The organism is Candidatus Thiothrix putei (assembly GCA_029972225.1).
Lineage (GTDB): Bacteria > Pseudomonadota > Gammaproteobacteria > Thiotrichales > Thiotrichaceae > Thiothrix > Thiothrix putei.
In genome coordinates, this window is record CP124756.1 from 105,578 (window position 1) to 120,018 (window position 14,441).

Sequence of the window (14,441 nt, forward strand, 5' to 3'; positions counted from 1 at the left end):
GGTGGTTACGCGCTGGCAAACACTTGCCCGTGTTTCACGTGAAACACCTTGGCATCTGCCACCCAATTTTTCAGCGGTTGGTGATGTGTGCCGGTGATTAGCAACTGTTGCTGTGTTGTGTGCAGCGTATTGTATAACGCTTGCTGATTTTGCTCATCCAGTTCTGCTGCCAAGTCGTCGATGGCGATTATACCGCGTTTTGTGCCAGTCTCCGCAATTGCATAGCTTTGAGCTAATAATAAACTCACGGTAAGTATTTTAAGTTGCCCACGAGAAGCGACCCGCACAGCGGGAATCGTATCCAACATGATGTGCAAGTCAGCACGGTGTGCACCGTAGAGACTGAAACCTTGTTTAAGTTCCTGCTCCGCTTTATCACGGAAAAACTGTTGCAGAGTCGTTTCATCCTCCACATCAACCCCCTGTGGAAAACCACTGCTAAGGTGTAGTTGTGGTGTTCCCAATACAGCTAAAAGTTCTGCGGTATTCTGCAAAGCCTCCTGCAAGGCCGCTAATGCACTCACACGATAACGGTATAATACGGCTTGCAGACTAATGAGCTGCTGTGTCCATTGCAGCAATGCTTGACGCTGACGTGGATCACGTAAGCAGGTATTGCGCTGCTTCAACACCCGCTGGTATTGCCGCCATGCCATATTGAAATCCGCAAAACGGTAAAACGCAATCCAATCGAGAAATGCCCGCCGCGCCGTTGGACTACCCGTAACCAATTCCACCGAACTGGGGTGAATTAAGGTGAGGGGAACGTGGCTGCTGAGTTCGGCTTGCTGAGGTACATCGGCGTGGTTAATACGAATGCGGGTATCCGTCATACTTTTGCTGATACCCAAAGGGTAACGCGCCCCGGACAAACCGTTTTCTACGGTGGCAGCGACAGTGAGTTCGGTTTCCCCGCGACTAATCAATTCGGCAATGCGCGGGGTGCGAAACGAACGCCCACGTGACAATACACTCAAGGCTTCCAGCACGCTGGATTTGCCCGAAGCATTGTCACCGTACAGCACATTGACCCGTTCCGCCAAGCTCAGCTCGGCATGAGTAACCACACGGCAATAGTCGACGCTGACACGGCTTAACCACATTCGCCTGCGTACCGGGGCTTACAGACGAATCGGCATAATGACATTGCGCACGCTTTCATCCTCAGGGTCGGTGAGCAATACACTGCTTTCAGGGGAATTGCAGTGCAGGCGCAGGGTTTGCCCCTCCAGATGGTTTACCGCATCTAATAAATAGGTAACGTTAAAACCGATACTGAAATCATTACCAGTGTACTGCACATCCAACTCATCGGTAGCGATTTCCTGTTCCGGGTTATGTGCTTGCACCTGCAATAAGTTTTCACTTAAGGATAAGCGCACGCCACGGAATTTTTCATTGGAAAGAATCGCAACCCGACTCAACATGTCTTTGAAGGCTTTACGATCCAGATCAACTTGAATTTGCCCACCACCGGGAACCGCAGCCCGGTAATCAGGGTAGCGCCCGTCCACCAGTTTAGTGGTGAAGCGTAAATTATCCAGTTGTACCCGCAAATGGTTTTGGCTGCTCTGTACCTGTACAGGTACTTGGCAATCGCTACGCAGCAGTCGTGATAATTCCAAAACCCCTTTACGTGGAATAATCAACTGACGGCTTTGTTCGACACCGGGCATCTCAGCCGTATGAAAACACAGGGCTAACCGGTGTCCATCCGTAGCAACAGTACGTACCCCATCCGGGTTGACTTCCAACAATAAACCGTTGAGGTAATAACGCACATCCTGATTTGCCATGGCAAAAGAGGCTGCTTCCAATAAGTGTTTCAAGACACTTTCAGGTAATTCCAAGGTATGCACATCACCGATGTCTTCCAATTCGGGAAACTCACTGGCGGGCAAGGTTGCAAGCTCAAACCGGCTACGTCCTGCGGTTACACGTGCACGTTTATCTTCCTGCACTTCTATATTAACAATGCTTTCAGCAGGGAGGGATTTACAAATATCTGCGAGTTTGCGGGCAGGTAAAGTGATCTCACCATCTACACCATCCATGATGGGTGCGTGAGTGGCAATTTCTAATTCCAAATCGGTTCCACGCCAGAATGATTGGCTACCTTGGATACGTAGCAACACATTTTCCAGAATAGGGGAAGTATGCCGTTTCTCGATGGCTCCCAACGTAGCTTGGAGGGATTCGAGCAGATGTTCACGTGTTTGGGTCAGTCTCATTACTTATATATCTTAAATCTTAAAGAATAGTCATCATAATAAAGGAAGTGACCAAATGTGGATAACCTTGCTATCTAGCTGATTTCCATGCCTCGAAAGGCACTTATCCACAGGGATAAGCTTGTGGTCTATTTCCCCTCCAAGTTGTCAGTATCCTGTGGATACTTTTCCATACACTGTTTATCCACAGGCTATCCTGTGAGTTATCGGGGTAGTTATCCTCAGCTTGTTAGCGTCCGAAATAGGATGCGGAATTCCTCTTCCAGCTTAGGATCCGATTCGCGTAACTCTGCCACCTTGCGGCAAGCGTGCAGCACAGTGGTGTGGTCGCGCCCTCCAAATTCATCGCCAATTTCCGGTAAGCTGTGATTGGTGAGTTCTTTGGAAAGCGCCATTGCAATCTGACGTGGACGTGCCACTGAACGGTTGCGGCTTTTGGCATCCATGTCGGTTATCCGAATATTGTAGTACTGTGCTACCACTTTTTTGATATTTGCCATCGAGACCATTTTGTCTTGGCTGGCTAATTGATCACGCAAAGCATTTTGTACAAAGTCCATGGTTACTTGGGTAATGCACTTGAGGCGCATACTGGCGATCACCCGTTGCAGTGCACCTTCCAAGTCACGGATATTGGAATGGAAACGCTTACCAATGAAAAAGCTCACGTCATTGGGTAAACGTAGCCCGGCATCTTCGGCTTTTTTGCGTAAGATAGCGACACGGGTTTCTAAGTCGGGGGATTCAATTTGTACCGTTAAACCCCAGTTAAAACGGGTTTTGAGACGGTCTTCAATACCGTCAAGATCGCGTGGGAATTTATCACTGGCAAGAATAATACGCTTTTGACCTTCGAGCAGCGCATTAAAGGTATGGAAGAACTCTTCCATGGAGCGGTCTTTGCCCGCAAAAAACTGAATATCGTCAATCAGCAAGGCATCAAGGCTACGGTAATGTTGTTTGAATTCTTCCATACGTGAGTTACGAATGGCGGAAATCATGTCATTAACGAAACGTTCTGCATATACATAAATGACACGTGCACCCGGTTCGCGTTCCAGAATCCGGTTACCAATAGCGTGCATGAGGTGAGTTTTGCCCAAGCCAACGCCGCCGTAGATAAATAACGGGTTGTAAGTGGTATCTGCATGGTCACCGACTTGTTGTGACGCTGCACATGCCAGTTGGTTGGATTTGCCTTCCACAAAATTAGCAAAGGTCATGCGGGGATTCAGTGCATTGGCAAAACGTTCGCTGACTGGTGCGGGTTGTGTTGGGTTCCACGCTTTACTATAGGGCTGTGCTGGTGGCGTCGGTGACGGGTGTTGATGTTGGTTAGTGAGCGGCTGTGGTGATACCGGCGGCGGGGCTGGCACAGATGAACCAATCTGCAACAATACATCAAATTCATTATCCCCGGTGAGAATACGAGCATGAAATAAGATACGCGGCAAATAGTGTTCGTGAACCTGTTGCAGGACAATGGTATTAGGGGCTAATAAATACAATGCCTGACGCTTTTCAACTGCGTGCAAAGCACGTAGCCAGGTGTTGATTTCGCTATCAGGGACTTCCTGTTCGAGTTGCTGTAAACATTGTTGCCAGAGCATAAGAAAGCGGTTCCAAGGTGGTTGAAACGGGTGGAAAGCACAGTGTTGGGAGGGCAATTATAGACGTCCTCCAGAGTTATCCACAAGCACAAGCTACGCACACTTGTTGATGGTAGTGTTGACAAAATCCATGCAATCCCTTAATGTGCCTCACCTTTTTAGCTGTACGTGAACCGGAAATTTTTTTGTGGTGCGCACAGTGATTGACTTAATGAATTAATCTGGTGACTTGTCATGAAAAGAACCTTCCAACCGAGCAAAATCCACCGCGCCCGTACTCACGGTTTCCGCGCTCGCATGGCGACCGCTGATGGTCGTAAAGTATTGAGTGCGCGTCGTGCCAAAGGCCGTGCACGCCTGATTCCATAAGATTTTGGATGCAGGTCTGTCAGGAATAACAGGCTTTCCGCGTGAGGTTCGCCTGACTCGCGGGGTTGAGTTCCAGCGGGTATTCCAGCAAGGTAAACGCCTGCACGTTAATGGTCTGAATGCCAGAGCCGCCGCTAACACGGTCGGCTTTCCGCGTTTAGGCATGGCGATTGCTAAGAAAGCGTTACGGCGTGCACATGAACGCAATCGTATCCGGCGACTGGTACGGGAAAGTTTTCGCCAGCATCAGGCAAGGCTTCCGGCGGTTGATCTGGTTATCATGTGTCGCACGGATGTCCTGAATATGAGCAATACCGATATTTTCCAGCAACTGGAAGGTTTATGGTTGCGCCTGCACAAGCTATACTCTGCCGGTCTGGGCAACCCCAATGAGACTGCCCTACCCTAACCGTCAATAACCGGATTGCTTTACCCATGGATTCGCAACGTCCCTTCCTGTATCTCACCCTGCTTTTCATGCTGTTCCTGATTTGGACAACATGGCAACAGGATCATGCACCCAAACCCCCAGTCGCGGCCGCCAGTAGTGTGACTGCTCCTGCCAGCGTTGATGGCGCGGCTCAAGAAGTTCCCGTGCAAAGCAGTGTGGCTGCAATACCGGGGCAAGTAGCGCCTGTACCGGCTGCGGATAATGGCGTGGGTCAAACCCTGACCGTGCGTACCGATACACTGGTGTTACGCATTAATACCCGTGGTGGTGAAATTTTAGAAACCGATTTGCCTACTTACCCTGTCAGCCTGGATACGCCGGATAAGCCGGTTAAAATTCTGGATTTGAATGGGCGCAATTACGTGGCGCAATCCGGGTTACAACATCAAGTGGCGGAGGGGATTGATGCTAAATCCCTCGCGCCGGATCATCTCGCGATCTACAGCGCTGCTCAAACCGAGTACACCTTGGCTGAGGGACAGAATGAGTTGATCGTGCCGTTAACTTGGCAAGGGGCAAATGGCGTAACCGTCACCAAGCGCTTTGTCTTTAAACGCGGTAGTTTTCTGGTTAACGTTGAACACGAAGTTAACAACCAATCCACTAGCATCTGGAGCGGCACCGAATACCGTCAATTGAAGCACGGTTACGCGGCAAATGCGGGTAGCCTGTTGAGCGGGGTGCAAGCCTATGTTGGCGGGGCGTATTTCCACGACGGCAAATACACCAAGCTGTCATTTGACGATTTGGATGAAAAGCCAGTCAATGAAACCGTGAATGGTGGCTGGGTGGCGATGCAGGAGCATTACTTTCTGAGTGCCTGGATTCCGCAGCAAGACCAAGAAACCCAGTACTACAGCATGGTAAGCCAAAACCAAGGCGTGAAAGGCTATGTGTTAGGGATGCGCAGTGCTGTTCAGCAAATTGCGCCGGGCGCAACGGGGGTATTCAAAACCGGTTTCTATGTCGGGCCTAAAGACCAAGACATGCTGGAAAGCATTGCCACAGGGCTGGATTTAACCGTGGATTACGGTATTTTTGCCTTCATTTCCAAGCCGATTTTCTGGCTGATGCAGATGATTCATGGCGTTGTTGGCAATTGGGGTTGGACGATTATCTTCCTCACGATCTTGATCAAACTGGCGTTCTTTTATCCATCGGCAATGAGTTACAAGTCGATGGCGAAAATGAAAGCGGTATCGCCGAAGCTCAAAGAAATTAACGAGCGTTACGCAAATGATCCACAGGGCAAGCAAAAAGCCATGATGGACATTTACCGCAAAGAAAAGATTAACCCGTTAGGTGGTTGTTTGCCGATTTTGATCCAGATTCCGGTGTTCATGGGCTTGTATTGGGTACTGTTGGAAAGCGTGGAATTGCGCCAAGCACCATGGTTGCTGTGGTACAAAGATTTGTCGATTATGGATCCGTACTTTGTATTGCCACTCATTATGGGTGCATCAATGTGGGTACAGCAAAAACTTAACCCGCCACCGGCTGACCCGATGCAGCAGAAAATTTTCCAGTTCATGCCGATTATTTTCACGGTCATGTTCCTGTGGTTCCCGGCGGGTCTGGTGCTGTACTGGGTGGTCAATAACGTATTGTCGATTGCCCAGCAATGGTTCATCAATAAGAAAATTGTGGGACACGCCTAAGAGGTTAATGTTTCATGTGGAACAATCCTGACACCATCGCTGCCGTAGCCACACCGCCGGGGCGCGGTGGGGTCGGGATTATCCGGCTTTCCGGCAAGCTTGTTCCTAAGCTTGCCGTTGGTATTCTTGGCTCTCTGCCCTCCCCGCGTAAGGCGGTTCACCGTTTGTTTAAAGCTGCCGATGGCTCGGCCTTGGATGACGGTATCGCATTGTATTTCCCTGCCCCGCATTCATTCACCGGCGAAGACGTGTTAGAGCTGCAAGGTCATGGCGGTACGGTGGTGCTGGATATGCTGCTCAAACGCTGTGTGGAACTGGGAGCACGGTTGGCACGCCCCGGCGAGTTTTCCGAACGTGCTTTCCTCAATGACAAACTGGATTTGGCGCAGGCAGAAGCGATTGCCGATTTGATTGATTCGGGGTCGGAACAGGCAGCGCGGTCGGCATTGCGTTCCTTGCAGGGGGAATTTTCCGCTGCGGTGAATGTGCTGCTCACGGGCTTGATTGAATTGCGGGTGTATGTGGAAGCGGCGTTGGATTTTCCTGATGAGGAAATCGACTTTCTCGCGGATATCGCGGTGACTAACCGGCTGGAAAGCATTAAGCAGCAATTACACACGATTTTCCTGAAAGCGCGACAAGGCAGCTTATTGCGTGATGGAATGCATCTGGTGATTGTGGGCAGACCCAACGCGGGCAAGTCGAGCTTGCTGAATGCATTAGCAGGGCAGGAAACCGCGATTGTCACCGAAATTGCCGGAACCACCCGCGATGTGTTGCGCGAACGCATTAACCTTGACGGAATGCCGCTGCACATTGTCGATACTGCTGGCTTGCGCGAGAGTGATGACCCGGTGGAAAAGATTGGTATTGAACGCGCTTGGGCGGAAATTGCCAAAGCGGATTTGATCCTGTTGCTGGTGGATGATACCCGCCATGATGAACCGGAAAATGCTGACATTCTGGCGCGTTTGCCCCCGCACCTGCCGCGCATTACCGTGCATAACAAAGTTGATTTAAGCGGCAAACTCCCCGGTAAACAGGGCGAACACCTTTACATTTCCGCCAAACAGTCATTGGGAATTGATGCCTTACGCGCCGAGTTGAAAACGCGGATGGGCTATCAGGGCGAGGCGGAAGGTACGTTTATGGCGCGGCGGCGGCATTTGCAGGCGTTGGAGACGACGCAGGCAGCGGTGGAACGCGCTGAGTTCCAGTTGCGCGAATTCAATGCGGGGGAATTAATGGCGGAAGAATTGCGCACCGCACAGGATGCGCTAGGGCAGATTACCGGCAAGTTCACGCCGGATGATTTGCTGGGGGAAATATTTTCCAATTTTTGTATCGGAAAATAACCCCAGCAAATCAATGCTCACTGGTATTGTTAAGGATTACCCACCTTATCCCCGTCCTTCACTTCACGGGTTGCATCCATGATCAAGCCGTAACTCACCCGATCCGTCACTTTGTAAATTACCAGATGCGCGACTTTTTCCGGGGGAAGTTGGCTGCACACCGCTCCCGATTTGGCTTTGCACGATTCCACCACGTCCACCACATACTTACCCTGGGTGTAAACGCCTAGGGTGTGTCCGACTTCAATGCGGTCACGTCGCCCTTTATTAATCACCGCAATCATGTGGTTGCCACTAATCGCTTCGGCATCAAACAACGACACGATGTCGCCGCGCACCTTGGTGGTAGGTGCATGGATGATGCCATTGAGGTTTGCCATTTCATCCACAGGAGCCAGTAAGCGGTCACCTTTGCGAATTTCGCGTTTGGCATCCAGCACGGTTGCTGTCGAGGTACTGTCCACCCGTTCTACCCGACTGTAGCCGCCATAGGTCACTTCATAGCCCAGCAATTGCCCGGTACGTGGGTCATGCAAGGCTTTGTTGGGGTGGAAAATAGCGCAACGTGTGCCTGCTTGTGCATTGCGCAGGTTTTTCACATAAATGGTTTCGCCTTCAGTGATTAACTGACGGTCATCGCGTGAAGCTAAAATATACGGGGCATTGTTGATGGTGGCTTCATCCAATACACGCGGCCATAACATGAAGGTCGCTAACGTGGCGATGGGTTCACCTTCCCCGCGTCGATCAATACGGATGCGCGGTTGTAATTTATCGCCATTAGCCCCCGTAGCGTAGTCAAAGGTCAACACATCACCGGGGTAAAGCTGATGCGGATTAGCTATGCGCTGATTCTTATCCCAAATTTCTGGCCAATGCCAAGGGGTATGCAGAAATTGGCGAGCAATACGCCACAAGGTATCGCCTTTTTTGACAACATAGGTTTGTGGTGCAGCGGGATTGACGATAATACTACTGGAATCAATCACATCACTTGATTGTGTGGTGGCTTGCCCATAATACTTATCATACGGGTCTGCGCCCCCGCGAGGGGTTGTGGTAGTCGTACCGCAGCCGCTAAGCACAAGGGCAGCCCCGATACTAATGCACAGGGTTTTTAAGAAAAAAGCTGAAGAATGCCGCATGGTGGTATCCTTGTCGTTATTATGGGTTGGATGTGCGGGTTATAATAAACTATGCCCTGATAAACATTCAGAACTTTTAGATTTTCGGTATTTACAATGGCAAAACTAGAGATTTTACACCACCCAGACCCGCGTTTGCGCAAGAAAGCCGCGCCGGTTGCCCAAGTTGACGCAACCATCCAACAGATTGTGGATGATATGTTTGAAACCATGTATGCCAACCAAGGCATCGGTTTAGCCGCAACACAGGTCAATATTCACCAGCGCATCGTTACCTTGGATGTGTCTGAAAACAAAGATGCGCCGTTGTGCCTGATCAACCCTGAAATTCTCCATAAAGAAGGCAAGATCGAGCATGAAGAAGGTTGCCTTTCAGTACCTGATTACTACGAAAAAGTGACGCGAGCCGAACGTATTCGGGTACGTGCCCTGACCCGTGAAGGTACGGTGCTAGAGCAAGACTTTGATGAGCTACTCGCCATTTGCATCCAACATGAAATGGATCATTTGGACGGTAAGTTGTTTGTCGATTACCTCTCCACGCTCAAGCAGCAACGCGCCCGCAAAGTGGTGCAAAAGTGGGAAAAAGAACAAGCTAAATTGGCAGAACGCCGCGCCGCTGCTGCGAAAGCGATCATCGCATGAGGGTTATATACGCAGGAACGCCCGAATTTGCTGTACCCGCTTTACAAGCACTGCTAACAGCGGGGCATGAGGTGGTTGCCGTGTATTGCCAACCCGATCGTCCGGCGGGGCGGGGGCGCAAATTGACATTTGGCCCGGTGAAACAGCTTGCGGTAGCGGCTGGCATCCCTGTTGAACAGCCACTTTCCCTAAAAGCAGTCGAAGAGCAGGATAAACTGCGGGCCTATGCGCCTGACGTGATGATTGTAGCCGCGTATGGGCTGATTCTGCCGCAAGTAGTATTGGATATTCCCCGCTACGGTTGCCTCAATATTCACGGTTCACTGCTGCCACGTTGGCGGGGCGCTGCCCCGATTCAGCGGGCAATTCAGGCCGGGGATCAGGAAACGGGCGTCACCATCATGCAAATGGCAGCCGGGCTAGACACGGGTGATATGCTGTATAAAGTGGTTTGCCCGATTACCCCTCAGGATGGCGGGCAAAGCATTCACGATAATCTGGCAAAACAGGGCGCAACCGCATTGCTGCACACCTTGGATTTGCTGGAAGCAGGCAAACTGCAACCAGAAGTGCAAGACGATACTCTTGCCAATTACGCCCACAAACTCACCAAGGCAGAAGCCCAAATTGACTGGACACAACCCGCAACCGTGATTGATCGCACTATCCGTGCGTTTGATGCGTATCCGGTGGCATTTACGGTGTACGAAGGGCAGCCGTTGCGCTTGTTTGCGTCCCGTTCCCTGAGCGAAGCCGAAGGGAATGCTTCCCCCGGCACGGTCATTGCCGAAAGCAAATCCGGTATCGACATTGCCACTGGTGACGGTGTAGTACGTATCCTCAGCCTGCAACTCCCCGGCGGTAAACGCCTCACCGCCGAGCAATTCCTCAATGGACGCTCTTTGTTAGGAGTGCAACTGTGAGCGCTCGTGCCACAGCAGCGCTGTGCTTGCAACGGGTGATTTACGAGGGTGAATCCCTCACCGAAGTGCTGCAAGACCGCACGATTGCTACCCTGAACCCACAAGATCAAGCTTTGCTGCGCGACATGTGTTTTGGCACATTGCGTTGGCACGAGCGTTTAAGCGCGATCCTCAAAAAGCTGGTGAAGAAAGCTTTAAAACCGGCAGATAAGGATGTGGAATGCTTATTGCGCATCGGTCTGTACCAGCTTATCTACCAGCGCAAACCCGATCATGCCGCCGTCAACGAAACCGTTAAAGCCACCAAAAAGCTCAAAAAAGAGTGGGCAGGCAAATTGGTGAATGGCGTATTGCGCACCTTCATCCGCCAGCAAGCCGAGCTATTGGTACAAGCGGATAGCACCGTCACGGCACGTTATGCCTTCCCCGACTGGTTGCTTGAACGCATTCAAACCGCATGGCCGGACGCTTGGGCGGACATTCTCAGCGCTAGCAATACCCACGCGCCCATGACATTGCGGGTGAATCAACGCGTGCAAACCACAGTGGCGTATCAAGCCATGCTGCAAGAAGCTGGGATTGCAGCGGAGCTTGTCCCCCTAGTGGATAGCGCCCTGAGTTTGCAAACCCCTGTTGGTGTTGAACAACTTCCCGGCTTTTTCAGTGGTGCGGTTTCGGTGCAAGATGCTGCTGCACAACTCGCGGCAGGATTGCTGACGTGTCAACCGGGGATGCGGGTATTGGATGCTTGTGCGGCTCCCGGTGGTAAAACCAGCCACTTGTTGGAATGCACCGAAGGTTTGCACTTGATTGCGCTGGATTCCAGCGAATCACGCCTCAAACGCGTCACCGAAAACCTGACTCGCCTGCACCTGCAAGCCCCACTGGTGGCTGCTGATGCGGGTGAGGTGGCAAGCTGGTGGGATGGTCAGCTATTTGACCGCATTTTGCTGGATGCGCCATGTTCGGCGACTGGTGTGATTCGACGGCATCCTGACATTAAGGTATTGCGGCGTTCGGGTGATATTACAGAGCTACAGCAAGAACAAGCACGTTTATTGCGTGCTTTATGGCATACTTTGCGCCCCGGTGGTCAGCTATTGTATGCAACGTGCTCGATTTTGCCGGACGAAAACAGCCATCAAGTTGAGGCTTTTTTGACAGAACATCCAGATGCTTACCGGTTGCCACTTGAGGCTGCTTGGGGTCATGCCCAAGTCGCTGGGCGGCAAATTTTGCCGGGTGAACAGGGCATGGATGGTTTTTATTACGCGCTACTGGGCAAAGCCGCCGTGCAGGAAATAATACTGTGATCACCAACCTATCCATCATGCAGCGCTGTTTACTAACAGGGTTACTGCTGTGCGCTTTGTGGGGGCAAGCGCTGGCGGCTGAAAGTCATCTCCAGTTTCGGGAGTTTTCTATCCGCATTCAGCCTCCCAAGCAGTTGCTGACCAATTTCAAACTCGATGTGGAGTTGAGCGATTACCTGCGGGAAGGCTTACTGAATGGCTTGACGCTGCAACAGGAAACCCGTTTCACCTTGGAATGGCACAATACTTGGTGGTGGAATACCCAAAAGCCCTTGGTGGTGGTGAAAACTGAACTAAAATACCACCCGTTAAGTAAGCAATATCAGGTGGTGCGCCCTGACACTAAGGAAAATTGGAACTTTCCCAATTTATCAGCAGCGATAGAACAGATGGGAACGCTGAGTGATTACCGTCTGCCTGCGTTACCTGAGGATGCATGGGGTGATAATGCCGCAATTTTTGTAACGGCTACCTTGACCCAACAGTCGTTGGAATTACCCCTGAAATTGAAATCGCTGTTTTCTGACCGCTATTCACTGGAAAGTGACGGAGTGTTGTGGCCGATCCCCTAAAAAGCCGCTGGTGGCAATGGTTGCCGTTAGCCTTGGTATTTCTCTTACTGCTGGTGTCGCTGATTTTGTTGAATTTGGCCACGCTCAGCCCCACCAACCTCGAACGCTACGGGGATTGGCATCTTTACCTCAGTATTTTTACCCTCGTGTTGCTGAGTGTGATTATCCTGGGAAATCTGGTTAGGGTCTTTAATCAATGGCGCACGCGGCAAGCCGGTTCGCGTTTTACTTTGCGCTTGATGACGGGTTTTTTGATTCTTACCTTGCTGCCGGTGCTGTTTGTTTCCTTGTTTGCGATTAATATGATTGGTACACGGATTGATCGCTGGTTTTCGGTATCCGTGGAGCGGGCGCTGGATGATTCACTGGATTTAAGCCAATTGGCTTTGGAAACCCGTCATCGCGAGTATTTGGGGGCATTGGAACGTTTCAAACGCACGCTGCAAGGCAAAGAATTGCATGAAATTCCTTTGTTACTGGAAACATTCCTTAATATTGGTGCGAGTGAGATTTTACTGCTGGATAATTCTCAGCAACTCTTAGCGTTGGCAGTGGAGGATACCGAAACCCTGATTCCGCAAATGCCAAGCCGCAGTTTGTTTAGTGCTATGCAAATGCGCAATTACTACTATGCACTGGAACCTGAGGGCACAGATAAGTTATTTTCACGGGTTGCGGTCAGTATCGTCTATGGGCACGATAATGAACGCCGCGCTATCCTAACCGCCCGCTTTCCTGTGGCAGATCGGGAACGCGATTTGGCAGAAAGTGTGTTATCTGCCCGTAATGAATACAAAAGTTTGGTTTATCAACGCGATATTATCAAAAATATGTTTCGCCTAATGATCGTGGTGATCATGGTGTTGACCACCCTGTTTTCACTCTGGGCAGCTTTTGTGTTTTCACGTCGCCTAACGCGCCCCGTGCGTACTTTGGTGGAAGGTACTTTGGCGGTTGCCGCCGGGGATTTGGAGAAGAAACTGCCGGTTTCTGAACGTGATGATTTCAGCATGTTGGCGCGTTCCTTCAATACCATGACCAAGCGTCTCTCCGATGCTCGTGGGGAACGTGAACAAGCTCGCCGCCAGTTGCAACAAGAACACGATTACCTGCATGTGGTGCTGGAACACTTATCGTCCGGTGTCATTACCTTGGATGAAACTGGCATCATTCGCCGGGTCAATTCTGCTGCCAGCAGTATTTTACGCCAATCCTTACTGGATCAAGTGGGTAAAACGCTGAGTGAATTGGGTGAGAATTTGCCGTTACTGCAACCCTTCATCGACATTGTGCAAACCCACCGGCAAGACATGGCTGCCGGTCAGGAATGGCAAGCCGAAATTACCCTGAATACGGAAGAAGGACATGTGATTTTGGTGTGTCGTGGCGCTTCATTGCCGCAAGGTGTATCGGGGCAGCAAGGTTCGGTGCTGGTATTTGATGACGTGACGGATCTGATTCAGTCTGAACACGATGCGGCATGGGGGGAGGTGGCGCGGCGTCTTGCCCATGAAATCAAAAATCCGCTAACCCCCATCCAGCTTTCTGCCGAGCGTTTGAGCCGTAAATTGTCAGGTGAACTCAGTGCGGAATCTGCCAGTTTCCTGCAACGCATGACCAATACCATTGTGCAGCAAGTCGACAACCTCAAGTCGATGGTGAATGCGTTTAGTGATTATGCCCGCGCCCCCAGTTTGCGCCTCCAAATGGTTGATTTGAATGCACTGGTACAAGAAGTTGCTGAGTTGTACCGTCTGAATGAAGGTCAGGTGCAAATTCATTTGCAATTGGCTCCCACCTTACCTTTGCTGTCACTGGATATTCACCGCATTCGTCAGCTTTTGGTCAACCTGACCAAAAATGCACTGGAAGCCTTGGAGGAGCATCACGTCAGCCCAGCCAGCGTGACTATCAGCACACAGTATCAAGCGGATACTAAGCAGGCTATTCTCAGTGTCCGCGATAATGGGGTTGGCATTCCGCCCGAATTACTGCCGCGCCTGTTCGAGCCTTATGTCACTAGCAAACACAAAGGGACGGGGTTAGGCTTGGCAATCGTTAAAAAAATCGTCGAAGAACACAGCGGATACCTCACCGCCCGCAATCATGACGGTGGAGGCGCTATAATCAGCGTGAAGTTTCCGGTGAACGAGGCATAGGGAGTAGGGA

Annotated in this window: 13 protein-coding genes; 9 read left to right on the top strand and 4 right to left on the bottom strand. The window is 50.9% G+C overall.

All coding sequences use genetic code 11. From position 1 onward, the window contains the following. Positions 1–5: 5 nt before the first annotated feature. The 3 genes from recF to dnaA all read right to left on the bottom strand — a co-directional run bounded on the left by recF (position 6) and on the right by dnaA (position 3,841). Positions 6–1,103, bottom strand: coding sequence for a DNA replication and repair protein RecF (gene recF, locus QJT81_00520; protein WGZ94502.1), 1,098 nt, complete (start codon positions 1,101–1,103; stop codon positions 6–8). Between the two features lie 18 nt (positions 1,104–1,121). Next, the gene (dnaN, locus tag QJT81_00525; protein ID WGZ94503.1) at positions 1,122–2,231 is read right to left on the bottom strand and encodes a DNA polymerase III subunit beta; all 1,110 of its coding nucleotides are present in this window, start codon (positions 2,229–2,231) and stop codon (positions 1,122–1,124) included. A 221-nt stretch (positions 2,232–2,452) separates the two neighbouring features. Further along, positions 2,453–3,841 carry a chromosomal replication initiator protein DnaA gene (dnaA, locus tag QJT81_00530; protein WGZ94504.1) on the bottom strand — a complete coding sequence of 463 codons (1,389 nt, stop codon included), beginning with the start codon at positions 3,839–3,841 and terminating at the stop codon, positions 2,453–2,455. A gap of 234 nt (positions 3,842–4,075) precedes the next feature. Between dnaA and rpmH the strand changes: the two genes are divergently transcribed. The 4 genes from rpmH to mnmE are packed head-to-tail and all read left to right on the top strand — an operon-like array spanning position 4,076 to position 7,674. After that, a complete protein-coding gene (gene rpmH, locus QJT81_00535) occupies positions 4,076–4,210 on the top strand; it encodes a 50S ribosomal protein L34 (protein ID WGZ94505.1) in 135 nt (44 codons plus the stop codon). Positions 4,211–4,214: 4 nt separating this feature from the next. Continuing rightward, positions 4,215–4,619 carry a ribonuclease P protein component gene (gene rnpA / locus QJT81_00540; protein WGZ94506.1) on the top strand — a complete coding sequence of 135 codons (405 nt, stop codon included), beginning with the start codon at positions 4,215–4,217 and terminating at the stop codon, positions 4,617–4,619. A 26-nt stretch (positions 4,620–4,645) separates the two neighbouring features. Further along, positions 4,646–6,319 carry a membrane protein insertase YidC gene (gene yidC / locus QJT81_00545; protein ID WGZ94507.1) on the top strand — a complete coding sequence of 558 codons (1,674 nt, stop codon included), beginning with the start codon at positions 4,646–4,648 and terminating at the stop codon, positions 6,317–6,319. Between the two features lie 14 nt (positions 6,320–6,333). Then, entirely contained in the window at positions 6,334–7,674 is a 1,341-nt protein-coding gene (mnmE, locus tag QJT81_00550) for a tRNA uridine-5-carboxymethylaminomethyl(34) synthesis GTPase MnmE (GenBank protein ID WGZ94508.1), read from the top strand. 29 nt (positions 7,675–7,703) lie between these two features. Here the strand turns inward: mnmE and QJT81_00555 are convergent, their stop codons facing one another. Continuing rightward, on the bottom strand, positions 7,704–8,819 hold the full coding sequence (locus QJT81_00555; GenBank protein ID WGZ94509.1) for a LysM peptidoglycan-binding domain-containing protein: 1,116 nt from the start codon (positions 8,817–8,819) through the stop codon (positions 7,704–7,706). A 96-nt stretch (positions 8,820–8,915) separates the two neighbouring features. On the opposite strand from QJT81_00555, the gene def reads away from it, so the two are divergent. The 5 genes from def to QJT81_00580 are packed head-to-tail and all read left to right on the top strand — an operon-like array spanning position 8,916 to position 14,431. Further along, positions 8,916–9,464, top strand: coding sequence for a peptide deformylase (gene def / locus QJT81_00560; protein WGZ94510.1), 549 nt, complete (start codon positions 8,916–8,918; stop codon positions 9,462–9,464). Next, positions 9,461–10,387 carry a methionyl-tRNA formyltransferase gene (gene fmt, locus QJT81_00565; protein ID WGZ94511.1) on the top strand — a complete coding sequence of 309 codons (927 nt, stop codon included), beginning with the start codon at positions 9,461–9,463 and terminating at the stop codon, positions 10,385–10,387. Before def ends, fmt begins: the two co-directional genes overlap by 4 nt. Then, positions 10,384–11,700 (top strand): 16S rRNA (cytosine(967)-C(5))-methyltransferase RsmB, encoded by a 1,317-nt coding sequence (rsmB, locus tag QJT81_00570; GenBank protein ID WGZ94512.1) that lies wholly within the window; start codon positions 10,384–10,386, stop codon positions 11,698–11,700. Before fmt ends, rsmB begins: the two co-directional genes overlap by 4 nt. Beyond that, a complete protein-coding gene (locus tag QJT81_00575; GenBank protein ID WGZ94513.1) occupies positions 11,697–12,272 on the top strand; it encodes a DUF4390 domain-containing protein in 576 nt (191 codons plus the stop codon). Before rsmB ends, QJT81_00575 begins: the two co-directional genes overlap by 4 nt. After that, a complete protein-coding gene (locus tag QJT81_00580) occupies positions 12,257–14,431 on the top strand; it encodes an ATP-binding protein (GenBank protein WGZ94514.1) in 2,175 nt (724 codons plus the stop codon). Before QJT81_00575 ends, QJT81_00580 begins: the two co-directional genes overlap by 16 nt. Positions 14,432–14,441 lie beyond the last annotated feature (10 nt).

Excerpts from the sequence above, each read along its gene's own strand:
- recF (WGZ94502.1), bottom strand. The coding sequence starts at position 1,103 with ATGTGGTTAAGCCGTGTCAGCGTCGACTATTGCCGTGTGGTTACTCAT.
- dnaN (WGZ94503.1), bottom strand. The coding sequence starts at position 2,231 with ATGAGACTGACCCAAACACGTGAACATCTGCTCGAATCCCTCCAAGCT.
- dnaA (WGZ94504.1), bottom strand. The coding sequence starts at position 3,841 with ATGCTCTGGCAACAATGTTTACAGCAACTCGAACAGGAAGTCCCTGAT.
- rpmH (WGZ94505.1), top strand. The coding sequence starts at position 4,076 with ATGAAAAGAACCTTCCAACCGAGCAAAATCCACCGCGCCCGTACTCAC.
- yidC (WGZ94507.1), top strand. The coding sequence starts at position 4,646 with ATGGATTCGCAACGTCCCTTCCTGTATCTCACCCTGCTTTTCATGCTG.
- mnmE (WGZ94508.1), top strand. The coding sequence starts at position 6,334 with ATGTGGAACAATCCTGACACCATCGCTGCCGTAGCCACACCGCCGGGG.
- QJT81_00555 (WGZ94509.1), bottom strand. The coding sequence starts at position 8,819 with ATGCGGCATTCTTCAGCTTTTTTCTTAAAAACCCTGTGCATTAGTATC.
- def (WGZ94510.1), top strand. The coding sequence starts at position 8,916 with ATGGCAAAACTAGAGATTTTACACCACCCAGACCCGCGTTTGCGCAAG.
- fmt (WGZ94511.1), top strand. The coding sequence starts at position 9,461 with ATGAGGGTTATATACGCAGGAACGCCCGAATTTGCTGTACCCGCTTTA.